This is a genomic window from Thermococcus thioreducens (assembly GCF_002214545.1).
GTDB classification, from domain to species: domain Archaea; phylum Methanobacteriota_B; class Thermococci; order Thermococcales; family Thermococcaceae; genus Thermococcus; species Thermococcus thioreducens.
In genome coordinates this window covers 1366502-1388337 of record NZ_CP015105.1, presented here as the reverse complement: position 1 = coordinate 1388337, position 21836 = coordinate 1366502, and the positions used below count along the sequence as shown (strand labels likewise).

Sequence of the window (21836 nt, the reverse complement as noted above, 5' to 3'; positions counted from 1 at the left end):
GGTGATGCCATGCCCCTCTCAGCGAGGCGCGTTCAGCTCATGATAACCTACCCCCACCTGAAAAGGTTCTTGAAAAAAGCTCCTCCAATCGATGAAGTTAGGGAGATTTTGAAATCCGTCAAGGGCGAACTTAGCGGTGAGATTCTCAGAGAGAGGGATGAGGAGTGGAGGTAGCGTTTTTTGATACCAGCGCGCTTGTGAAACGTTACCATATCGAACGCGGAAGTTCAATTGTTAATGAGCTTATGAGAAATTACATCGTTGCTATTTCAGAGCTGGCCATACTTGAAATGACATCGGCACTAAACAGGCGATTTCTTAGTGGGGAACTCACAAAACGCAAGCTTGATTGGGTTCTTGAAAGGTTTTACTCAGACCTTGAAGACTATGTGGTCGTTACAATCTCAAGCGAGACCATAAGCCTTGCGATCTCCCTTGTTCTCAAACATGGACTTAAAACCCTGGATTCCCTGCAACTTGCATCTGCCCTAAGGATTAAAGATGAGGCCTCGATCTTTGCCACCTTTGATGAAAGATTGAAAAACGCCGCGGAAAAGGAAGGCTTCACGGTTCTTCCTTGAAAAGCCTCTTCAAATTCCTCTCGAAGGGCGGGTAGACAACGCCCTGATCCGTGATTATTCCAGTGAGATACTTGTGGGGCGTGACGTCGAAGGCAGGGTTGTATACGTCCACATCTGGGGCAATCTTACAGCCACCGCAGGTGAGAACTTCCTCCGGCTTCCTCTCCTCTATGGGTATCTCTTTCCCGCTCTTGAGGCTCATGTCAATCGTTGACAGCGGTGCGACCGTGAAGAACGGTATCCCGTGCTCCTTCGCGAGAACTGCTAGTGTGTAAGTGCCAATCTTGTTGGCGAAGTCGCCGTTCGCTACAATCCTGTCGGCACCGACTATTATCGCGTCAACCTTCTCCTGCTGCATCACAAAACCGGCCATGTTGTCGGTTATCAGCTTTAGCGGAATGCCGTCGTAGTGATACTCCCACGCGGAAAGCCTCGCGCCCTGAAGGACGGGCCTCGTCTCGTCCACCCAGAGGAGCTTCAGCGTTCCGTCCTTGTGCATTACCCTCAGAACGGCTCCAACCGTTCCGAGCTGGACAGTTGCGAGGCTTCCGGCGTTGCAGTGGGTGAGAACGTTTCCCTCCGGCAGGGCCTCGGCTCCGTAGTGTCCCATCCTGAGGTTTGCTTCAACATCCTCGTCCGCTATTTTCTGAGCCTCGGCGACAATAATCCTCTTAATCTCACCGAGCGGGCTTTCAAGGTTCTCCTCCACGAGCTTTTTAATCCTGTTGAGGGCCCAGAAGAGGTTTACAGCCGTCGGCCTCGTGTTCTTGAGCCCCTCGTAGGCACGATAAAAGCCGTCCATGAACTCGTCCTTGGTTTTGGCCTTCGTTGTGTCCGCGTAGAGAGCCAGGCCGAAAGCGGCAGCCGCGCCTATCGCCGGCGCACCGCGGACCTTCATCGTGACTATCGCTTCCGCGACTTGGTCAACGGTCGTCAGCTCTATCGTTTTGAACTCCCCCGGCAAAAGGGTCTGGTCGATCATGATGACCTTTCCTTTCTCATACCTCACGCTTCTCGGAAGTCTCGTCAGCTCCTCTGGCCTGTATCTTACCTCCACAGCCACCACCCCAAAGGGTTTAAGGGAGGAGCTTAAATCTCCTTCGGTGGTTGAAATGACGCTGAGGATATTCGTGACCGGTTCGGCGGGAGTCGGGAAGACAACGCTGGTGGAGAGGGTTGCGAGGGAAGCCGACCGCTGGGGCTACCTCGTCGGTGGAATGATCACGAAAGAAGTGCGGAGGGGAGGAAGGCGCGTGGGATTCAAGATCACCGCACTCGACACGGGTGAAGAGGGAACCCTCGCGAGCCTCCGTGGAGCTTCGCGTCTGCCAGGGGTTCCCTTCGGGAAGTACGTTGTCCACATCGATGAGATAAACCGCGTCGGCGTTTCGGCGATAAGAAGGGCGCTCGTTGAGGCGGATCTGATAGTCATCGATGAGATCGGCCCGATGGAGTACAAGAGCGATGAGTTCATCTGCGTTGTTGGCGAGGTTCTGAAGTCGGAAAAGCCCCTCTTGGCCGTCGTCCACAGAAAAATGGCCGACAAGTTCCGCCCCCTTGGGAAACTTCATACACTGAGCGTCGAGAACAGAAACAGGGCCTTCGCTGAGGTGCTCGATGAAGTTATGAAAGAACTGAAGGGAGTCAGAGGTTGAGGCTGTCCTTACAGCTCTCACATATCCACTTCTCGCCGCCCTCTATGTAGACCTTGTAGAGCGGGCCGTACTGTCCGCAGAGCTCGCAGATTCCGTAGACCTCGGTCTCTTCCTCCATTTCGGTCTCTTCTTCGCTGCTGTAAGTGTTGAGCGCAGCGAGGAGATCAGCGGCGGTAACAAAGCCTATCGGCCTTCCGAGCCTGGTAACAAGAAGCCTCCTGATGCCCTTCTCCATCATCCTGTCAATGGCATCGCTTATGTCGTAGTCGTCCTCGATTGTTATTGGCTTCTTGGTCATGACCTCCTCGACCTTGACGGTCTTCGGATCGCGTCCCTTTGCGACGACCTTGTCGAGTATGTCGCGGTCGGTTATTATTCCAACGATCTCGTCGCCCTTAACCACAACGGCACTCCCTACCTTGTTCTTTGAGAGGATTCTGGCGACTCTGTGGACGGTGTCGTCCGGCTTGACGATGACTGCCTTCCTCTTAACCACTTGTCCCACGGCTATCCTAGGTGCCATTTTATCACCTCGCCAACGGGGGTTAGGAGAGAAACTTAAAAAGCTTTCTTCAAAGACGGCGCCTCAGGAAGTGTGAGGCAAGGAGAAACGTTAAGACGAACGCCGCAACGGCGAGAATTATTGGGACGTTTGAACCTGCACTCTCCACTGCATGGATTGGTGACGTCGTTGCCTGGGGGATTGCAGATGTGCTCGTGTTAACTGCCATCGGAACTATCGACTTTTCGGGCGTTGACATTACCGTCATGTTGCCAGCCTCGTATGTGGTGTTGGCTCCCGATCTCACCATAGGGGCCAGCAGGTCCTTTGAAATAGCGTACACTCCAGCGGAAATGAGGCCGGCTATCGAAAGGCTGATGACATGGAGCCTCTCAAAACCGAGAATCGCCTTCTTCTTTACCTTGGCGACGCTTTTTCTCGGGACGAGAAGAATCGGCCTGTTGGATGCCCTGTAAAGCTTGACCTCCTGCAGTCTCTTCCCGTACTTCTTCCCCGCAACTTCGATGAGGCCGACTTTAAGCATCTTGTCTACATGATATGACACAGTTGAAATTGGAAGTTCCAGTTCGCGGGATATCTCACTCATCGAAAGGGCCCGATCCTCTAGAAGATGAAGGATGGCTATCGCTTTTTCGTTTATCAGTATCTGTGCGAGTTCTTTCGCCCTTTCATCGTGGATGTCTATGGTTTCATAGTCCAAGCGGCGCCACCCGGGAAGAATACGGCGGGGACATATTAAAGCTTTTCACAGCTTCAAGCGAGCTTGAAGTTACCAGAATAGCGTGAGAGTAAAAGGAAAGGGAACCTAAATTCACGGCTTCTCAAGGATAATCTCGATGGTCGAGGTGTTGGCGGTCCTGCCGTCGGCAGTCGGGAGCTCCTCGGTACCGATCCTGATCTCCTTGACTCTGACCTCTGGGAGGAACCTATTCCTGACGATCTCGGCGACGTCAACGGCCCTGCTGATGGCCCTACCGCGAGCCTTGACGCTGACCTCCTTAGCGCCCTCGTTGAACTGGGTTATCACGGCGAGGACGTAGTTCATAACCGGCTTCTTTCCGATGTAGACGACATGCTCCTCTGCCATCTTTGGCACCTCCGGGAATTTTGTCGTTAACCTGTCGTGGGATTTTGGTTAAATACTTTTCGGTATTTTCCCTGCTTTATTGGACAATCCTGTGGCTTTAATGAATTAATCAAGTGTTCATCCATGCTCCTGCAAATTCATGTTAAGCGAAAGGTTTTAATGGCTTTAAATTGCCATATATCTGGTGATAAAATGGCCGTTCATCCCATTGATTACAGATACGGTAGCGAGGAGATGAGAAGAATTTGGGACGAGGAGAACAAGCTCCAGAAGCTCCTCGACGTTGAGGCAGCGTTGGCGAGGGCTCATGCGAAGCTCGGGAATATACCCGAGGAGAGTGCACGGGTTATCTCGGAGAGGGCCAACACAAAGTGGGTAAGGCTTGAGAGGGTTAAAGAAATTGAGGCCGAGATACACCACGACATAATGGCCGTCGTTAAGGCCCTTAGCGAGGTCTGCGGCGATCATGGAAAATACGTTCACCTCGGCGCTACTTCCAATGATATAATAGACACTGCCAATGCCCTCCTCATAAAGGAGAGCTTGGAGATTGTGAAGAACGACCTCAGGGAGATACGCTCGATCCTCAAGAACCTTGCCGGAGAGCACAAGTACACCGTCTGCATAGGAAGGACCCACGGTCAGCACGCGGTTCCAACGACCTACGGCATGAAGTTTGCGCTATGGCTCGATGAGATACAGAGGCATATAGACAGGATAGAAGAGCTGGAGAAAAGAATTTTGGTCGGTCAGATGAGCGGCGCCGTCGGGACGATGGCGAGCTTTGGAGATAAGGGCCTTGAAATTCAGCGCCTTGTGATGGAGGATCTCGGTCTCAGGCCTGCCAGAATAAGCAGCCAGATAATCCAGCGCGATGTCTATGCGGAGCTTATGATGGTTTTGGCTCTCATCGCCTCGACCCTTGACAAGATTGCCCTGGAGATAAGGAACCTTCAGAGGACGGAGATACTTGAAATCAGCGAGCCCTTTGGGAAGAGGCAAGTGGGCTCTTCAACAATGCCCCACAAGAGGAACCCCATACTGAGCGAAAAGGTGAGCGGCCTGGCGAGGGTTCTCTACTCCAACGTCATTCCTGCACTGCTCAACAATCCCCTCTGGCACGAGAGGGATCTGACGAACTCCTCTGTCGAGCGCGTTATCCTTCCTGAGAGCTTTGTCCTGCTTGACGAGATGCTCAAGAGCATGAAGAAGGTCCTCTCCGGGCTGGAGTTCTTCCCGGAGAACATTAAGAGGAACCTCCACATGACTCACAACCTCATAATGGCCGAGCCACTCATGCTCAAGCTTACTGAGAGAGGCATGGGAAGACAGGAGGCGCATGAATTGGTGAGAAGACTGGCGATGGGGGCGTTCTACGAGAAGAGGGACCTTATGGAGATCGCGAAGGAGAATGAGGAGGTCAGAAAGTTCCTCAGCGAGGAAGACTTTGAGAGCCTGAAGCCGGAGAACTACATAGGCATGGCACCGCAGATAGTCGATAACGTAATTGCCTATATAAAGGAGAAAGAGCGAAAAGAAGGGCTTTAATCCCTTTTTATTTGATTTAACGCCACAATACTCTTTTTGAATTTTTGGCCTGATGATGCCAAATGACTCTCAAATTTTTTGCTAAATTTTTACTTTTTAATTTAATTATAATTATGTCTCATTTTTATCGTTTTATTTTTGGTATCTTAAATGTTTGTCTTTTATTATCATTATTTATCGGTTATAACTTACAATTTAGAAAATTAAATTTCGGTGATTTTTGACCATCCGGGGTAGTACAAATGAGAATAGGTGTACAGGAGTGTCTATGCTAAGGGGATGGCGCTTCTCGATGAAGGGTACGACTCTACCTATACTGCAGTACATTCTTTCCCATGAACCCTTAAGGGGGACGTTGTTAATTAATCCCAGAGTGCTAAAAGTTTATTCTGAGATCGGGCTTTCATGGAACAAAATTCGGTTACAATTAAAGATGGTATATATGGTGCCGAAATCCTGGCACGGGCTTACTGGTTTCATCAAGGAATCTCCATAAAGCAGCAGGAGGGGTCAATAACGGCGGAACTTTATAGTTCCCTGAGTTGCCCCACTATAGTGGAAACCTTCATCCGCTGGTTAGTGTCGATTTAGGGATGTGCGGAGGGGTAGACTCCAAGCGCTGGGAACTGGTGGAACGTGTGCATCCGTTGTCCTTTCTATGAACATGATTGTACTTTAATTTTGGATATAAGGTACATTATATCCAATTCTGAAGTACAGGATTGGTCATTTTAAGGGGAATCCCACAGGACTATGATTGTCAAAAGTAAGGCAACAGACATTTAAGTGAGTAAAAGATCCCTGCAGTTGTTAGGGCCCTTTGTATAGTGGGGCATAAACTCTTGCGGATCAGCTCTGTTATAGGGCAATTCAAGACAGGTAACCGTGGCAGACTCGTGCCCGTGCCCCTCTGTTTCTGGGCTTCCTTGGGCCATTCATAGTGTCTGTAGCGCTCTCACGCCCGCTCAGAGGAACCACCTTTATTCGTAACCAAATTTTGGTTTGTGTTGTCTGGACTTATAGTGACTATCCTGGCTTTCAGTGATGTTCCCCAAACTGGGGTTTAATCCATTGGCTTGATGTCTGGATGTATACTCTTTTACCAGAATTTATTTTTTACAGTAGTAGATTTTTCAGATTTTTTAATGTTTTAAATAGTATTTTTATTTTTCCATTATATTTCGAAAATATACAATTAATCAAAATACTTTTATTCTAACTTTTTATAAGCGTTATTATTTCAATTCTGTAAGTTCTCATATAAATTACTTTTTCACATGGTTATAATTCACCCAAAAATTTGAGAGATAAAATCTGACACGGAAATTAGGAAAGCCTAAAAACAATAAGGCATTGAGGGGACTCTAATCGCCAGGAAATCCAGTAAAAGAGTTTAATCCGGCCAGTAGGCCTTCTCACGGCTTTTCTTCAGTCATCCCTTTGGGAACCTCGTTGCCCTGCGGCAGGATGATAAGCTCCCTTCCCTCAACCAGCATCTGAGCAACCTTTTTTCTAGCTGAGCTCAGCGCCCTCCACACCGTACCCCTGGAGACGCCCATCCTCTTCCCTGCCTCTTCCTGCGTTAGGCCTTCATGGTCTACCAGTCTGAGCGCTTCGAACTCCTCGTAGGTCATGAAAATCGGCGGTTTGGGTTGTCCAACGGGCGGCAGCGCGGGATAGAAATGTCTAACCTCTGGCACGAATCCGATCATCCTCATCTTCCTTCTTCTGCCCCTTCCGCGGCCCCTGCCCGGCCCCATTCCCATCGGCATAGTTATCGGATATCCTAACGACGCTCCACTTTATAGGCTTTCCGCCTCCACTGGCCTCCTCCCCTCGCGAGTTTCGGCTCGGCCCACAGGCCCGGTCTCGGGCCCGTTACCCCTACCGCAGAGCGGATTGGGGTTATTACTCAAAAGCCACCCTTCAGAGTTTTGGACTGCTCGTTGAGCAGTCCTTGAAAGGACGCCTACCGGCGTCAACCCTCTAATGCCAGAGGGTAACGTGAAACCCCTCATCTCATCGGGTCGCCTTATGGTGGCCTCTTCGAGGCCCTTATTAAACGGGAAAATATTTGATAGGTTCGAAGGTTTTGAAGGCTGATTAGGCAGTAACTGTTATAATCCCCCACTCCCAAGTTAACCTGGTGGGAAAAATGGCGTTTAGACTTTCCGAGAGGAAGATAGGCTGGCACAAGGACTTTGACAGCTCGCACTTTCTTGCACTCCCCTATGAGAGCAAATGCCTCAGGATTCACGGCCACACGTACAACGTTGACGTCGAGATATGGGGCGACGTTAATGAGAACGGCATGATCTTTGACTTCAACCACCTCAGCAGGCTCATAAAGCTCCTCGACCATAGGATTCTGGTGAGCGAGAACTGGGTCGTTGAGAGGGGGAACGGCAAGCTCATCATCGAGAAGAACGGAAAGAGGCTCGAACTTCCCGAGGACGAATCAGTAATCTTGGACAAGCCCAACGTTACGGCGGAGTACATAGCCGAGTGGTTCGCGGAGAGAATAGCGGAGAAGGCAGGGGACAACGTAAAGAAAATCCGTGTAAAAATCTGGGAGGATCCAAGGAGCTACGCAGAGGTAACCCTTGAGAGATGAGTTTTGTTGGCTTATCTAACAGCCCTTTCCGTTTTCTTTTGCTGTTTCTCCGTCAATACCGCACTTTTCCCGCAGGTTTCTGAGATTTGAGGAGGCTTTTTCTTCGAGCTCTGCGTAGTATTCCTCCGTGAACGTATCCTCCGCTTCAATGGTCAGGCTGTGGATCAGGGTCAGGTACGCGTTGGCAACATCACACTCTTCATGCTCCGCTATGGCGGGCATCATGTCCACCAGGTATCCTATGAAGCTGTGGAGTATTTTGAGCCAGTCTCCTTCATAGCCGTTCTCGTTGAGCCAGCCCTTGAGTGTAATGAATATCTTGACGGCAGGCTTCACGGTGGAGTACTCGCCATAGCGGCGGTATCTGATGAGCAGGTACTGGAGGATCGAGATTAAGAGCCTGCCGACGAGCGTTCCCTCACCGTTCTCCTCAACGAACCTCTGGAACTCAACGAGCCCCCTCCTGCCACTTCTCTCAAACTCCGCAAGAACGCTCCAGTAGGGGGTGGAGTACTTTGAGAAGTCAACTTCCTCAAGCTCGGGGATTTCCGGGAGTACTGCCATTACGGTTTTCTTAATATCCATCGCCTTCCACCCAAACGGTTAAATCGAGGTGCGCTTATTAGCTTTGAGGTGAGTGCCGTGAGGTTTTCAAGGGGGCGGAATTTCCTCTTCCGGATTCCAGAGGGGGAAGAGTTCCTTGAATTTATTAACCGGTTTGCAAAGAAAAACAACATCCTCATCGGGACGGTTAGTGCCATTGGTACCCTGAGGAATCCAAAGATAGGCTACTTTGATGAAGAAGCAGGGGAGTACAAAATCATTGCGCTCAGAGGAACCTATGAGCTGGTCTCCCTTTTGGGCAACATAAGCGTAAAGGACGGCGAGCCGTTCGCACATATCCATGTTGCCCTTGGGGACTCCGACGGCATGCTTTACGGGGGCCACCTCATTGAAGGTGAGGTCTTTGTGGCTGAGGTCTTTATACAGGAGCTCCTCGGAGAACTCCTTGAGAGAAAACCGCAGGAGAACGGGCTGGCACTGTGGGACGTGGAAGTCTGACCTCCTCCCGCCCTAAAGGGCGAGACTTTCAAGAGAAAAAAGTAACGCCTACCGGGACTTATCGGTAACTTCATAGAGAAGAGGGCTTATGCCCCTGACGTTTATTTTTGATTATCCTAAGCACTGCGGAGCAAAAAACCACAATCCCAAATCCCACCCAGGGTATCCAGGCCATTACCACCAGAGGCACCGATTTGGGCAACAGGTATGCAGTGAATGCTACAAAAATTCCCGTGAAGGCAAAACTCCGTCACCTACACTTTGAACCGGTTCAGTAGGTAGTTATAAAAAGAGACGCCATCTCAGAAGACGGAGTTAAGTCTTCCCCCATCGACAGGAATCATGGCGCCGTTTATGTAACTCCCAAGCTCGCTTGCAAGGAATGCTACAAGGTAACCTATCTCTTCCGGCTCGCCGAGCCTCCCGAGGGGTATCGGCTTCGCGTAGTCGGCTAGGGCTTCCTCGACGGTCTTTCCTTCCCTCTCCGCCCTGTCCTTTGCAAGCTGTACCATCCTGTCGGTTCTTATTATTCCGGGCATTATGCCGTTGACGGTTATGCCTTTCGGCCCGAGCTCCTTCGCGAGCGTTCTCACGAGGCCCGCCATTGAGATCCTCACAACGTTGCTGAGAGCTATGTTCGGTATCGGCTCCCTTATGGCGACGCTGGTCGAGTAGATTATCCTCCCAAAGCCCTTTCTCTCCATCGCGGGGACGAGGGCTCTGGTGAGATAAACCGCTGGATAGAGGAGCAGCTCAACGGCCTTCTCCCAGTCCTCCATCCTCATCTCCATGAAGTAGCCCGGCTTTGGGCCACCGGTTGAGAAGAAGAACACGTCGGGCTCCCCAATGTCTTTGAGTTCTTTAACGGTTCTCTCAAGGTCTTCCCGCTTGGTTAGGTCGGCAACTATGTAGTGGACTTCAACGTCGCTCTCGGCTTTAATTTTCTCCATAGCTTTCTTCAGGTTTTCCTCGCTTCTCGACAGCAGAATCACGTCCGCGCCGGCCTTTGCCAGAACCCTCGCGACGCCGAAGCCGATGCCTTTGCTTGAGGCCGTTGTAAAGGCTAACCTGCCGGAAAGGTCTGTCCTGAGCATACCGATCACCGCTATTTGTTAATCCCTAGTCCCTAAAAACCCTGCTTTTAGAAGTGTTCCCATCAGGGAGTAGTGCCAGATTATCATAGCGAAAATTCCGATGAACTCGGCGATAGCAACGCCGCTGAAGGTATTAAACGCCCATCTCGCGAGGAGAACCTCGGCGGTGAAAAGCAGGGTCGTGAAGGCTCCAAACTTCCGCATGCCCTCGAGCCATAGGCCGGCTCCTGCTATCAGATATCCGACGCTTCCGGCCAGAAAGAAACCCCAGCTGACGTGGTAGTGAGGCTCAGTCCCCTCCGGGAAGAGCGCCACCCCGGCCAAGAAGGCCAGTCCGATCATGAAGAGGGCAATTCCAAGCCTGAAAACCGTGTTTTTAACTTCACCAAACAGGCCTGCCGCGTAATAAATGGCAAGGATCGCGGAGATGAATAACGGAACGTTCATCACCCAGCTGTACGGGAGGCCGACCTTTCCCAGGTCGCTTATCGCGTTGTCCGTGAGCCTCCACCAGGGGCGGTTTATCATGATTGCAACGCCTATCCCGCCCAAGCTAATCAGGGGTGAGAGAATACCGGCCCAGAGCTGACCCTTTTTCATTCCCGGCCACCCCCAGCATCTTCGTGTTCCAGGTATAAGAAGTTACTCATTCCCGAAAAGGCACTATAATGGCTTTCCATGCGTTGAAGGGAGAAGAGACAAGGAGCAGACATGACATTTTTCTTTTGCAAGCCTCGCTATTTTGGGGTGTAATTGAGTTCTGCAAATTACCGTTAAGCAGGAAAGCGACACTCTTTTAAAGCCTAAAATCAATACCACTTATTGAAATGAGGCGAACGGTAACGGTCAAACTACAACCCTCAAAAGCTCAAGAAAAAGCTCTCTTCGAGTTAGCTTACGCTTCAGCAATAATCTGGAACAGGCTCAATTACCAGCGTTTGAAACAGTTCAAAGAATTCGGCAAAATCGACTTCTCAACGACAGAAAAAGAAGCTTATCACGAGTTCAAAAACTGGATTGGTGGTTCGACAGTCCAGCAATTAGCCAGAAAAAACGCTGAAGCATGGCGTTCATTCTTCTCACTCAACAGGAAGAAAAAGAAGGGAGAACTGCCAGAATGGTTCAAACCAAAACCGCCCAAATTCGTTAGAGAAAAGAAGGGCAAAAAACTCTTCATCATTCCACTCAGGAATGACCAGTACCGGATTACTGGTAACGTTCTCGAACTGAGGAGACTGGGAAAATTCGGCAGGCTTAGAATTCAATTCAAAGGCAGGATACACTTGAGAGGCAAGCAGAGAAGGTTGGAAATCACTTATGATGAGGTAAAGCGAAAATGGTACGCTCACGTGAGCTTTAACGTTGAGGAGAAACTTGAGAGTGGAGAGTGGATTAAACTCCCGAGAAAGCCAAAAGGAAGTCTCTCGGCGGGAATTGATTTGGGTGTGAACAACTTAATGGCAGTTTACGTTGAGAATGGTGAAAGTTTTCTCGTGAATGGAAGGGCATTGAAGAGCATTGACTTTTACTGGAGGAAAAAGATTGCAGAGTATCAGTCAAAACTAAACAAATCGGGAGCTAAAACGAGCAGAAAACTTAGGAGAATGCACGATAGAGCCAAACTTCAGGCAAAACACTACATTAACACGGCAGTCAGGCAAACTGTCAAAAGGCTTTATGAACTCGGCGTTTCAAGAATTATCGTGGGTTATCCGAAAGGCATTGCTAGAAACTCTGATAAGGGTAAAAAGCAGAATTTCCTTCTCTCTCACGTTTGGAGGTTTAATTACGTTATCAAACGCCTCAAAGAAGTCTCGGAAGAGTATGGTATCTCTGTTGTGGTTGTTGATGAGGCTTTCACTTCTCAAACTTGCCCTCTCTGCGGCCAACGCCATTCTGGTGGAAGAATTTCCAGGGGTTTGTTTAAGTGCCGTAGAGAGGGCGTTGTAATGAATGCTGATTTAGTTGGAGCGTTTAACATTTTGAAGAAGGCTGTTAGAACGATAACCCCGAATCTGCCGGGTTTATCGGGAGGTAGGGGTAATTGGCCTAAGACCGGGCCAGAGGGGTTGAAAACCCGCTTTATCCTGGGTTTGAATGAGACCCCTCAAACCTCCCTGCCCTTGGGTTAGGGGGTTCCTCGTTGGAATCCAGCTTAAAGCGGGGAGGAAGTCAGAGAAAAGATTTACCGGTACAATCTTCCTGTTCCCTGCCCCATGCCTCTGCCCCTTCCCATGCCACGGCCCATTCCTCGTCCCATACCTCTTCCCATTCCTCCGCCGGCTCCACCTTCCGGGCCAAAAACGGCCCCGGTGAGCTCACCCCTCAGGAAGGCTTCGACGGCTTCTCTGACGGTCATCGTGGCCGGGGCCGAGACCATCCTTATGCCAGCAGCTTGGAGTACTCCCGATGAGTTGGGCCCAAACTGGCCCGCTATAACCACATCGGCACCATTGTCTATGACGAACTGCGCCGCGGTAACTCCTGCTCCCCTCGGCTGGCTGTAGCCGGGGTTCTGAACGACCTGGGCGCCGGTTATTTCTCCGTTTTCGACGTCAACTATCGTGAAGGTTGGTGTCCTCCCGAATGCCGGGTTCACCCTGTCATCGAGTCCTCCGTTTACGGTTGAGACTATGATCATCATTCACATCACCTCCTGGAGAATTAGGAAAACCTAACTTAAAAAAGTTTGCATACGCTCAAAAATTAAAGGAATGCTTCACCACCAGTCGCGCCAGTGTGCCTTTCTCCTCGGCTGGTTGGTTCTGGGGCAGTATTCGAGCCTAGCGCCCCATCTCCTGCCGTTGTTCCGTCCATGTCCAAAACCTCTGCCACGACCTCTTCCCCAGCCGGAACCGTAGCCGTATGCCCGATAGACTGGGTAGGTGCCATACACGGGTGCTGGGGTTGCTCCCATCATACCCACTCCGATTTCCTGTGTAGGGCCTGAAAAGGTTCCAGTTTGTCCAGAACTGTTCCCAGTGGTGCTCTTTATTGCTTCTCTTGCGGGGGTCCCAGGTGCAGCTTGATAGACCCTTATGCCCGCAGCCTGGAGGGCACCAAGGGCGTTGGGCCCCACCTGCGGAACTATCACGGCATCGACGCCCTCGTTGATCAGGGCCTGAACCGCCAGCGGGCCAATCCCACCGACAGAGCTTGCGGCGGGGTTCTGGAGGACCTTGCTGCTAACTATGGTGCCGTTTTCATCCACTTCCACTATGAGGAACGCCGGAGCCCTCCCGAAAACGGGGGCAACGACGTCATCGATTCCTCCACCGTTCGTGGGTACTGCGATCTTCATTTTCACCACCTCACGTTCCTTTGGTATTTTGTGCATATGCACAGTATTTAAATCTTTTGGCCACTATGATGGCAGGTTGGACTCCACGATCATGCGTCTTTGGGTGTGCAGTTCTAGGCCCTCTTCGCCTGAACCTGCTCCCAGAGATCGTCGAAGTTTTCCGCAATCCTCTGAAGCGCCACACTCAGCTCCCTCGTCCTCGTGAAAAAGACCACCTTGTTGGTATTGTCTCGTATCCTGAGGAAATTGGGCCCCATCCTGAAAGCGGCCAGAACATCAACGTCTGAAAGCTGGTTGATCACGGCCTTGAACTTCCCAGGGTCTCCGTGGCCTTTATCATGCTCCTCGAAGTCTTTAGCTTTATTGTGCCTCTTTTCGAGAAGCTTAACGCTTCCATCTTCGCAGACCTCGTATATCGCGAAGAACTCCGAGTCCCCGTAGTGGGCATCTATGAGCGTCTCATCGTTTTCCATTCCGAACGCGACCTTCAGGCACCTCATGAGCATCACCGTTTTGAGCGTATGCACAAAGCTTAAAAGCTTTTAGGTTAGCCTAATTCCTGGAGGTGAGGGCTTTGCAGATAGCGGTGAGCGGTGGAAAAGGTGGCACCGGTAAGTCCACAGTCGCGATTAACCTGGCGATAGCACTGGCCGAAAGGTATGACCTTGTCTTAGCCGATCTCGATGTTGAAGCCCCTAACGACCACCTTCTCCTCGGCGTGGAGCTGGCCAACGAGGAGCCGGTCGAGCTGTTCATGCCGCGCTTTGATTACGGGAAGTGCACCCGGTGCAGGAAGTGCGCCGAGGTCTGTGAGGAGCACGCGATAATAACCATGCGCGACGGGACGCCCTTCTTGATGCCGAACCTCTGTTCTGGCTGCCGTGCGTGCGAGATAGTCTGTCCGGTTCCGGGGGCGATTCTGCCTGACAAGAAGCTGATGGGGCACACTTATCTTACAGAGACTCCCTACGGCTTCCCGCTCGTCACCGGAAGACTACTGGAAGGCGAGGAGAGGGCGATGCCGGTAGTTTCTAGGGCCAAGAGGCGCGCCCAGGGGCTTGGTAAGGAGCTTCTGATGGTCGATACCGCCGCGGGGACGAGCAACACCGTCTCGAAGGCCCTTGAGGATTCGGGGCTCATCATAGCCATCACCGAGCCGACACCCCTCGGAATCCACGACGGCGAGCTGATTCTGGAACTCGCGAAGCTGATGAATGTTCCCGCGATGGTCGTTGTGAACCGCTCGGATCTCGGCGAAGTGGCTAAGGTGCGCGAGATCGCCGGGAAGTACGGTGCGGAGGTAATCGCGGAGATTCCGTACAGCGAGAACATCATAAGGAGCTACGTTGAGGGGAAGCCAATAGTACTGACGGATTATCCCGAAGCGGGGCTCTTCAGGGAGATTGCTTCCAGGGTCGTTGAGTTCCTCGGAGGTGGTGAGTGATGCAGATAGCGATAGCGAGCGGCAAGGGCGGCGTTGGGAAGAGCACCATCACCGCTTCGCTTCTCTATCTGCTGAAGGACGAGTACCGTTTCGTTGCCGTTGATGCCGATGCAGACGCGCCGAACCTCGACCTGCTCCTCGGCGTGGAGCACTGGGAGGGGGAGAGGGAGCTGATAGGTGCAAAGGTGGCAAGGATAAATGCGGAGAGCTGCATAAGGTGCGGTATCTGCCAGGAGCGCTGCCCCTACGACTGCATCAAGGTTATTGACGGGGACTACGTTGTCAGCGAGCTGACCTGTGAGGGCTGCAACGTCTGCGGCCTCGTCTGTCCTGTTCCGGGGACGATAATCCTCGAAGAGGTGCGTTCCGGCGTGGTGAGGAAGGCCACCACGAAATACGGCTTCCCGCTGGTTTCGGCCCAGCTCGACGTCGGAAGGCCCAACAGTGGAAAGCTGGTCACCGAGGAGAAGGAGTGGGCGAAAAAGCTGATGAAGGAGCTCGGCCTGGAGCACATGATAGTGGACAGTGCCGCTGGAATAGGATGTCAGGTCATAGCGAGCATCGGCGGAGCGGATCTGGCAATACTCGTGGCGGAGCCTACTCCCGCCTCCCTCAGCGACGTCCAGAGGGTTTACAGGGTCGTCCGGCACTTCAGACAGCCGGCTTACCTGGTAATCAACAAGGCAGACATCAACCCGGGCTTCACAAAGCTCAGGGAATGGGCCGAGGCCGAGGGGATCCCGATACTCGGCGAGATACCCTACGACAGAGCAATTCCGAGGAGCATGAGCATGCTCAAGCCCTTCGTCGAGGCCTTCCCCGAGTCGAAGGCGGCCGATGCGATGAGGGAAATAGCGGAAAAGGTCATGGAAGAGATACTCAAGTGATCAGGGGGCTCTCCCCAAGGGAAGCCCCACTTCTCTCCCATTTGTCACCACTGCGATTTTTGTGGAGATTGGAAGACTCTCTTGCTCGTTTACCGTGCCGTTGAAAACAACCACGAAATATCCGTAAGAGCCGTCAGTTTCAATTCCTACGGAGTTTGCAGTGTCCACCACTGAGGGGGCAAATTCTCCCTTCCCCTCTCCCTCGCAGGAGCCTATCTTTTCTCCGTTTTCAGTGTGGTGCCAGCACCTCCAAGCCATCCCTCCGGTAGTATTGATGATGTCGAGGTTCTCTGGATAGAAGAGTGAGATACCCTCAACCTTCTCCACCGTCGCGGGATTCGATAGATAGTACAGGAACACGACCGCTTTTCCGTCCATCTCCGTGTAAATCATGCCGTAAAGAAGGTCGAAGTTCTTGGAGTCTGGAGTGATTTCTCTGATCGGAGGCACGGCCAGATAGCGATTTTCCATATGCCACCCCGAGGAGGCACTGACCGTCTTGGAGCCGTTGGCAAAGGAATAGGCGTACCTCTGATAGACCCTTCTTACCTTTCCATCCTCGGCCAGTTTGTGTAGCACGGCGAGCGGGTAGTTGGGGTCAAGCGAGGCGTTGAATGACTTCATCAGAACAGTCGCGAGGTTTTCAGGATCGTCCACTTCCTTGGCCCACTCTTCAACGTATGCTGGATTCACGAAGGGGCATATCGTGTACGAGATGGGTTGGGGTTCCTGGTGGTTTTCACTGGGATTCCGGAAGTCTGAGAAGGATGCGATGAGCCCGGTTGCTATAACGATGATCATCCCGACAACAAGTAGCTTCCCGAAGTTCATGATAATCATGTGATTTCATCTTAATATGCTGTAAATAAAGTTTTCGTTTTAATAGTAATTACCGACCCAAACCTTAAAAGCCCAGCCGCCTAGTCCCACCGGTGGTGTAAAATGGCCGAGACCAACGAGATGGAGAGGCTCGCTTACGAGTACCAGATCCTTCAGGCCCAGGCACAGCTTCTGGCCCAGAACCTCGAACTGCTCACCCTTGGAAGGAACGAGTTTCAGGCGGTAAAAGAAACGCTGGAGGAGCTCAGGAAGGTCGAGGAAGAGAAGCCGGAAATCCTGGTGCCCATTGGGGCAGGCTCATTCCTGAAGGCAAGGATAGAAGACAAGGAAAACGCGATAGTCAGCGTTGGCGCCGGCTACGCCATAGAGAAAAACCTCGACGATGCTGTATCGTACCTCGACGCTCGTATAAAGGAATATGAGGAGGCAATAGCCAAGACCCAGGAGGCCCTGAGGAAGCTTGAAGCCCAGCTCGGAGACCTCGCCAAGAGGGCCCAAGAGATACAGCAGAGACAGGCTATGGGCTTTAGTGTTAAGAGGTGATGTTTATCCAAAATTTTTCGGCTCCGAACAGCAAAATCTTGGGATAATATTTTAAACTTTTTATCCCAGAGTACGTTTTAGTATGTGGAGGAAACTCAGGATAACTTCAATCATGCTGGTTTTAATCCTGCTTCTTGGAACCTTTGGGCTAGCTGTACCCACGATTACGGTTAACGTTCAGGAGATTGGAACCGGTGCCAACAGGCTTGTGAGCCCGGTTTGGGAGGGGAGATACACACTGTGGCAGTCGGGTACCGATCTCGTTGCCGTGGAGCTGATATTGACCGCCGATATGCCAGCGGGCACGGTTGTACACGTCATCCTGAAAAACTCTTCGGGCGTTGTTGTCTCGAACGGCACCCTTGTTGTGGGGCCGGGGGGCATTCCTGCGGGGACACCCTTCAATGTTACAGTTACCCCCGTTAATTCCGCATGGGTGGATCCGACACAGACAGAGGTTATCATTCTGTCCTCTGACTACAACACCGATTTGTCGGGCCCGATATTCGTGAATACTCAAAAACTCGGCCTGGGTACTTATGATGGCAGTTATTCCCGTCCCATAATAATCCAGGGGTCTTCTGTTTTTCTTGATTACTATCCGATACGGATGCTGTTCATATCGTCCAATCCATCGTTCCCGTGGGACTCGCTGTATTTCACGAATACAACGGGGAGCTGCCTGTATTATTGGAAGGAGTTCAATGGGACGTTTGTCAATTCCGATGGGAGAACTTACTCCTGGGCGGTATTCTGGGTAAACGTCACAAATATCCCAGCCAATTCCAATGAGACTATCTTTGTGAACTACCTGGGAAGCGGAAATCCGTGTTCTGCTTATGTGAATCCCAACAAGGTGTTTTTATTCTATGATAATTTCAGCACTCTCGCCAACTGGCAGACGGGAGGTACCCCAACCATCTCCGGAGGGGAGCTCCAGCTGGATAGGGGTGACTGGATACTGAGCACGAGGAGCTTTCCGGTGCCCTATTCTCTCGAAGTTTTTACTAACCTTGCCTATGACGACGGGACTCCCTACGACACAAGGGGAGGGGGGTTTTTCTCCTGGGTCTATTCACTCGGGCCGTTTATCCTCCCTTACGTGGATTCAGCTGGTTCTGGAACGGGGGAGGGAATAGGGATGGAATACCTGAACTGGGCGGGCACTCTGATCCCCTGGGGTCAGCAGGACGGGCTGGTTCAGGCCGACGCGAGTTCCCCGATCACAACGCTGAACTGGAACTACGGAAACAGCAATCCCCAATACATTATGGGGCAGTGGGAGATCCTCAATGCGACGGTAACCTCCACATCCGTTGACTTCTCGCAGGTACTGTTCCTGACATGGAACGGTGCCAGGTGGGTTCTTTCTGCCAGCCCCTCCACAGGAATACCAGCGTACGCCCAGAGCACGAGTTCCTACACCATAACAGTGACGTCCGACGGCAGGATACTGCTCGGCCAGTGGAGTGGTGGGCCCACCCGAGTGGACTTTGTATTTGTGAGAAAGTATGTTTCTCCCGAACCCACGTACACCCTGGGGAACGTGTACTACCACCTCACCTTCGTTCCGAAGCCGCCTGCCACATCAACAACCGGGGCCTCGGTTGCCTCAACTGGTATCCCCACAATAGCAACTATTGGAAAATCTGCCCCTGTGGCACTCCCAATCGAGGGTCAGACTTCCGGCGAAAAGACTATCCCACAGCTTCAGAACGAGACCGATGAGACTAGGGGTCAGAGTAACACCACAGAGAGAATTAAAGAGCTGGCAAGGAACGCGAACCTTACTCTCCCCTCCGATGGCCCGTAGCGTACCACTCCACCGTTTTCTTTAGTCCCTCCTCCAGCGAGAACTCCGGCTCGAAGCCGAGCTTTCTTATCTCTCCTATATCTGCGAGGCTGTGCCTTATGTCCCCGGGCCTCGGCTTGTCGAAGAGGATTGGTGTATTTGCTCCGGTTATCTCGATTATCTTGGTGGCGAGCTCCAGTATGCTCGTCCCTCTTCCGGTGGCGACGTTGAAGACCCTCCCGTTGGCGCGCCTGCTTCCAGCCACCAACAGGTTGGCCCTCACAACGTCTTTCACATAAATGAAGTCCCTTGTCTGCTTCCCGTCCCCAAAGATGACCAGCGGTTCGTTTTTCAGCGCCCTGTTGATGAAGATGCTGATGACGCCGGCGTACTGATTAAAGCCCTGTCTGGGGCCGAAGACGTTGAAGTACCTCAGCGCAACAGCGGGAAGTCCGTACAGCTCATGAAAGACGCGGAGATACTCTTCAGCGGTTGCCTTGGTCAGGCCGTACGGCGAGAGCGGTCTTGGTCTCTCCGCTTCTTTTAGCGGGAGGTTCGGATTGTCCCCGTAGACCGCTGCCGAAGATGCAAAAATTAGCTTTCCGTGCCCATCGAGCAGTGCTTTAAGGATGTTGATAGTGCCGATGACGTTCACTTCCTCCGTGAAAACCGGATCCCTTATGCTCTCAACGACACTGACCTGTGCCGCCTCGTGAAATACGTAATCCGCGTGGCTTATCAGCTCGGCTATCGCGCTGTAGTCCCTGATGTCGGCTTTAACGAGCTTCGCTCCCGGCGGAACGTTCTCCTCCTTTCCCGTGTAGAGGTTGTCGATTATGACTACCTCGTTGTCTTTGACCAGCTCCCAGGCGATGTGGGAGCCTATGAATCCCGCCCCCCCGGTGACGACCACAAGCTTGTTCCTCATTGCTACCCCCGTTGGTAGTGTTTGCCACAGGTTTTAACCTTTTGCCGGGTCAGTGCACAGTGTTTTGACTTGTTCTTGTTAAATTCGAAACCGTTATAAGCCCCCTATTGACTTAAACCTGGGTAAGGAGCCATGCCGAGCTACATCGTTGTTGGAGGCCAGTGGGGAGACGAGGGCAAGGGTTCCGTTATAGCTTACCTTGCCCTGAAGGACGAACCTGAAATCATAGCGCGCGGTGGAGTGGGGACGAACGCAGGGCACAGCGTTTTTATCAGCGGTAAAAAGTACGCGGTGAGACAGCTCCCAACGGCGTTCATTCAGAGAAAGGCAAGACTTCTCATCGGCGCCGGCGTTCTCGTTGATCCTGAGGTTTTCTTCCACGAACTTGAGCACCTCAGGGACTTTGACGTTGCCCGGAGGGTCGGCATAGACTACCGCTGCGCGATAATCGAGGACGAACACAAGAGGCTTGACCGTTCGAATTCCCACCTTCACGAGGGGATAGGCACCACTGGAAGCGGGTGCGGCCCGGCAAACGCAGACAGAGTAATGAGGACAGCGAAGCTTGCAAAGGACATCAAAGAACTCGAGCCGTACCTCACTGATGTGGCCAGTGAAGTCAACGACGCCCTTGATGACGGAAAGCTCGTCCTGGTTGAGGGAACGCAGGGCTTCGGGCTGAGCCTCTACTACGGAACCTACCCCTACGTGACCTCCAAGGACACGACAGCCTCCGCCATAGCGAGCGACGTCGGAATAGGCCCGACGAGGGTAGACGACGTCATTGTTGTCTTCAAGAGCTTTCCGACGAGGGTTGGGGCCGGCCCGTTCCCAACAGAGATGAGCCAAGAGGAAGCGGAAAGGCTGGGACTCATCGAGTACGGAACCGTCACCGGTAGGAGGCGCCGTGTGGGCTGGTTTGACTTCGAGTTCGCCCGCTATTCGGCGAGGATCAACAGTGCAACGATGCTCGCTTTGACGATGCTCGACAAGTACGACAGGGATGCCTTCGGCGTCACCGACTACGACAAGCTTCCCATGAGGGCGAAAGAGTTCATTGAGGAGATCGAGGAGCGCGTCGGTGTTCCCGTTGGGCTCATCAAGACGGGGCCGGAGCTGGAGCACATAATAGATAGAAGGGAAGTTATCTGACGCTTTCCCTTTTTGCCATTTTGACCAGCCATTCCACTATAGCTCTATGGAACTCATTGGCCCATTCCGGGTCTTCAAATATCTCGTGGTACGCCCCTTTGAATTCCCGTATCTCCCTGTCCTCGACGGCGAGCTTCTCAAAGAACCTGCGTGAGCCCTCCGGTGGGGTTATCACATCACCGGTGCCAATGAGAAGCAAGATTGGAACCTTTATCCTTTCAGCCTCTCTGTGTGCCAGCTCCATGTTTTTGAAGATGCTCCTGCCGAGTCTCGCCGAAATCCTGTCGTGAACGAGCGGGTCTTCGACGTAGCGCTTCACAGCCTCAGGATTCCGGGAGAGAAGCTTTGGGTCGAGACCGTTGGAGAGAACAATTCCCGGTGCGATTTTTCCGAGGAACTTTGCGAGGGCCACCATGAAGTCCGGTGTTTCCGGACTTTTGGCGAGGGCCGGGGAGGAAGCTACCACACCCCTTATTTTGTAGGGCCTGGTTTCCGCGTACCTTATCACCGCCAGCCCTCCAAGGCTGTGGCCGAATAGAAATGGCCTCTCCCCGATTTCCTCGATGATGCCGTCGATGATGTTCATTGCCTCCTCGATGCTCGTGTGTCCCCTCTTGCCGGGACTCTTACCGTGCCCCGGCCAGTCGAAGGCATAGACGGCAAAGCCGGCATCTGTGAGCATCGAAATGAGCCTTCCATACCTTCCGCTGTGTTCCCCTAGGCCGTGGACAAGAACGACCCAGCCGAGCTTGGGTTCGCCGAATTTGGCCCTGTAAACCTCCATC

General features: G+C 52.2%; 26 protein-coding genes. 12 read left to right on the top strand and 14 right to left on the bottom strand.

The genetic code is table 11. The annotated features are described in order from the left end of the window. Positions 1 to 9: 9 nt before the first annotated feature. Both A3L14_RS11715 and A3L14_RS07710 read left to right on the top strand, forming a co-directional pair. On the top strand, positions 10 to 174 hold the full coding sequence (locus A3L14_RS11715) for a hypothetical protein (protein WP_157628438.1): 165 nt from the start codon (positions 10 to 12) through the stop codon (positions 172 to 174). Next, a complete protein-coding gene (locus A3L14_RS07710) occupies positions 165 to 581 on the top strand; it encodes a type II toxin-antitoxin system VapC family toxin (protein ID WP_055429473.1) in 417 nt (138 codons plus the stop codon). Before A3L14_RS11715 ends, A3L14_RS07710 begins: the two co-directional genes overlap by 10 nt. Here A3L14_RS07710 and mtnA read toward each other — a convergent pair. Further along, entirely contained in the window at positions 565 to 1638 is a 1074-nt protein-coding gene (gene mtnA / locus A3L14_RS07705; protein WP_055429472.1) for an S-methyl-5-thioribose-1-phosphate isomerase, read from the bottom strand. The genes A3L14_RS07710 and mtnA overlap by 17 nt on opposite strands. Positions 1639 to 1693: 55 nt before the next feature. Here mtnA and A3L14_RS07700 point away from each other — a divergent pair, with 55 nt between their 5' ends. Continuing rightward, a complete protein-coding gene (locus A3L14_RS07700) occupies positions 1694 to 2236 on the top strand; it encodes an NTPase (RefSeq protein WP_055429471.1) in 543 nt (180 codons plus the stop codon). Here the strand turns inward: A3L14_RS07700 and A3L14_RS07695 are convergent. The 3 genes from A3L14_RS07695 to albA form a co-directional block, all read right to left on the bottom strand. Next, complete coding sequence (locus tag A3L14_RS07695; RefSeq protein WP_055429470.1) at positions 2226 to 2759, bottom strand: CBS domain-containing protein; 534 nt, start codon at positions 2757 to 2759, stop codon at positions 2226 to 2228. The genes A3L14_RS07700 and A3L14_RS07695 overlap by 11 nt on opposite strands. A gap of 49 nt (positions 2760 to 2808) precedes the next feature. After that, positions 2809 to 3459: an ArsR/SmtB family transcription factor gene (locus tag A3L14_RS07690; protein ID WP_055429469.1), complete on the bottom strand. Its 651-nt coding sequence runs from the start codon at positions 3457 to 3459 to the stop codon at positions 2809 to 2811. Positions 3460 to 3570: 111 nt separating this feature from the next. Further along, entirely contained in the window at positions 3571 to 3846 is a 276-nt protein-coding gene (gene albA, locus A3L14_RS07685) for a DNA-binding protein Alba (protein WP_055429468.1), read from the bottom strand. Between the two features lie 192 nt (positions 3847 to 4038). On the opposite strand from albA, the gene purB reads away from it, so the two are divergent. After that, positions 4039 to 5394: an adenylosuccinate lyase gene (gene purB / locus A3L14_RS07680; protein WP_055429467.1), complete on the top strand. Its 1356-nt coding sequence runs from the start codon at positions 4039 to 4041 to the stop codon at positions 5392 to 5394. A gap of 1415 nt (positions 5395 to 6809) precedes the next feature. Here purB and A3L14_RS07670 read toward each other — a convergent pair. Next, positions 6810 to 7166 carry a DUF134 domain-containing protein gene (locus A3L14_RS07670; RefSeq protein ID WP_055429466.1) on the bottom strand — a complete coding sequence of 119 codons (357 nt, stop codon included), beginning with the start codon at positions 7164 to 7166 and terminating at the stop codon, positions 6810 to 6812. Positions 7167 to 7549: 383 nt separating this feature from the next. On the opposite strand from A3L14_RS07670, the gene A3L14_RS07665 reads away from it, so the two are divergent. Next, the gene (locus A3L14_RS07665; RefSeq protein WP_055429465.1) at positions 7550 to 8008 is read left to right on the top strand and encodes a 6-pyruvoyl trahydropterin synthase family protein; all 459 of its coding nucleotides are present in this window, start codon (positions 7550 to 7552) and stop codon (positions 8006 to 8008) included. A 15-nt stretch (positions 8009 to 8023) separates the two neighbouring features. Here A3L14_RS07665 and A3L14_RS07660 read toward each other — a convergent pair whose 3' ends face one another. Next, on the bottom strand, positions 8024 to 8593 hold the full coding sequence (locus A3L14_RS07660; RefSeq protein ID WP_055429464.1) for a hypothetical protein: 570 nt from the start codon (positions 8591 to 8593) through the stop codon (positions 8024 to 8026). Between the two features lie 57 nt (positions 8594 to 8650). On the opposite strand from A3L14_RS07660, the gene A3L14_RS07655 reads away from it, so the two are divergent. Continuing rightward, positions 8651 to 9070, top strand: a complete 420-nt coding sequence (locus A3L14_RS07655; RefSeq protein WP_055429463.1) for a PPC domain-containing DNA-binding protein — start codon at positions 8651 to 8653, stop codon at positions 9068 to 9070. Positions 9071 to 9372: 302 nt separating this feature from the next. Here A3L14_RS07655 and A3L14_RS07650 read toward each other — a convergent pair whose 3' ends face one another. Beyond that, on the bottom strand, positions 9373 to 10164 hold the full coding sequence (locus A3L14_RS07650; protein WP_055429462.1) for an SDR family oxidoreductase: 792 nt from the start codon (positions 10162 to 10164) through the stop codon (positions 9373 to 9375). 18 nt (positions 10165 to 10182) lie between these two features. After that, positions 10183 to 10764, bottom strand: a complete 582-nt coding sequence (locus A3L14_RS07645) for a DUF998 domain-containing protein (RefSeq protein ID WP_055429461.1) — start codon at positions 10762 to 10764, stop codon at positions 10183 to 10185. A 227-nt stretch (positions 10765 to 10991) separates the two neighbouring features. Between A3L14_RS07645 and A3L14_RS07640 the strand changes: the two genes are divergently transcribed. Next, the gene (locus A3L14_RS07640) at positions 10992 to 12296 is read left to right on the top strand and encodes an RNA-guided endonuclease InsQ/TnpB family protein (protein ID WP_055429460.1); all 1305 of its coding nucleotides are present in this window, start codon (positions 10992 to 10994) and stop codon (positions 12294 to 12296) included. 53 nt (positions 12297 to 12349) lie between these two features. Here the strand turns inward: A3L14_RS07640 and A3L14_RS07635 are convergent, their stop codons facing one another. From A3L14_RS07635 to A3L14_RS07625, 3 genes are all read right to left on the bottom strand, one after another. Next, a complete protein-coding gene (locus A3L14_RS07635; RefSeq protein WP_055429459.1) occupies positions 12350 to 12808 on the bottom strand; it encodes a NifB/NifX family molybdenum-iron cluster-binding protein in 459 nt (152 codons plus the stop codon). Between the two features lie 75 nt (positions 12809 to 12883). Next, positions 12884 to 13465: a NifB/NifX family molybdenum-iron cluster-binding protein gene (locus A3L14_RS07630; RefSeq protein ID WP_055429458.1), complete on the bottom strand. Its 582-nt coding sequence runs from the start codon at positions 13463 to 13465 to the stop codon at positions 12884 to 12886. A gap of 113 nt (positions 13466 to 13578) precedes the next feature. Then, positions 13579 to 13965 (bottom strand): NifB/NifX family molybdenum-iron cluster-binding protein, encoded by a 387-nt coding sequence (locus A3L14_RS07625; protein ID WP_055429457.1) that lies wholly within the window; start codon positions 13963 to 13965, stop codon positions 13579 to 13581. Between the two features lie 74 nt (positions 13966 to 14039). Here A3L14_RS07625 and A3L14_RS07620 point away from each other — a divergent pair, with 74 nt between their 5' ends. Beyond that, the gene (locus A3L14_RS07620) at positions 14040 to 14909 is read left to right on the top strand and encodes a nucleotide-binding protein (RefSeq protein ID WP_055429456.1); all 870 of its coding nucleotides are present in this window, start codon (positions 14040 to 14042) and stop codon (positions 14907 to 14909) included. Beyond that, complete coding sequence (locus tag A3L14_RS07615) at positions 14909 to 15796, top strand: nucleotide-binding protein (RefSeq protein WP_055429455.1); 888 nt, start codon at positions 14909 to 14911, stop codon at positions 15794 to 15796. Before A3L14_RS07620 ends, A3L14_RS07615 begins: the two co-directional genes overlap by 1 nt. On the opposite strand, the gene A3L14_RS07610 is transcribed toward A3L14_RS07615, so the two are convergent. Continuing rightward, the gene (locus A3L14_RS07610; RefSeq protein ID WP_055429454.1) at positions 15797 to 16636 is read right to left on the bottom strand and encodes a hypothetical protein; all 840 of its coding nucleotides are present in this window, start codon (positions 16634 to 16636) and stop codon (positions 15797 to 15799) included. It abuts the gene before it with no gap. A 102-nt stretch (positions 16637 to 16738) separates the two neighbouring features. On the opposite strand from A3L14_RS07610, the gene pfdA reads away from it, so the two are divergent. Then, positions 16739 to 17179 carry a prefoldin subunit alpha gene (gene pfdA, locus A3L14_RS07605; RefSeq protein WP_055429453.1) on the top strand — a complete coding sequence of 147 codons (441 nt, stop codon included), beginning with the start codon at positions 16739 to 16741 and terminating at the stop codon, positions 17177 to 17179. 82 nt (positions 17180 to 17261) lie between these two features. Further along, complete coding sequence (locus A3L14_RS07600) at positions 17262 to 18992, top strand: DUF2341 domain-containing protein (protein WP_083391968.1); 1731 nt, start codon at positions 17262 to 17264, stop codon at positions 18990 to 18992. Here A3L14_RS07600 and A3L14_RS07595 read toward each other — a convergent pair. Next, positions 18967 to 19899, bottom strand: a complete 933-nt coding sequence (locus A3L14_RS07595; protein ID WP_055429450.1) for an SDR family oxidoreductase — start codon at positions 19897 to 19899, stop codon at positions 18967 to 18969. The two genes, A3L14_RS07600 and A3L14_RS07595, sit on opposite strands and share 26 nt — an antisense overlap. Before the next feature lie 132 nt (positions 19900 to 20031). Here A3L14_RS07595 and A3L14_RS07590 point away from each other — a divergent pair, with 132 nt between their 5' ends. After that, positions 20032 to 21051 carry an adenylosuccinate synthetase gene (locus tag A3L14_RS07590; RefSeq protein ID WP_074631167.1) on the top strand — a complete coding sequence of 340 codons (1020 nt, stop codon included), beginning with the start codon at positions 20032 to 20034 and terminating at the stop codon, positions 21049 to 21051. Here A3L14_RS07590 and A3L14_RS07585 read toward each other — a convergent pair. Beyond that, on the bottom strand, positions 21044 to 21835 hold the full coding sequence (locus A3L14_RS07585) for an alpha/beta hydrolase (RefSeq protein WP_055429449.1): 792 nt from the start codon (positions 21833 to 21835) through the stop codon (positions 21044 to 21046). The genes A3L14_RS07590 and A3L14_RS07585 overlap by 8 nt on opposite strands. Position 21836 lies beyond the last annotated feature (1 nt).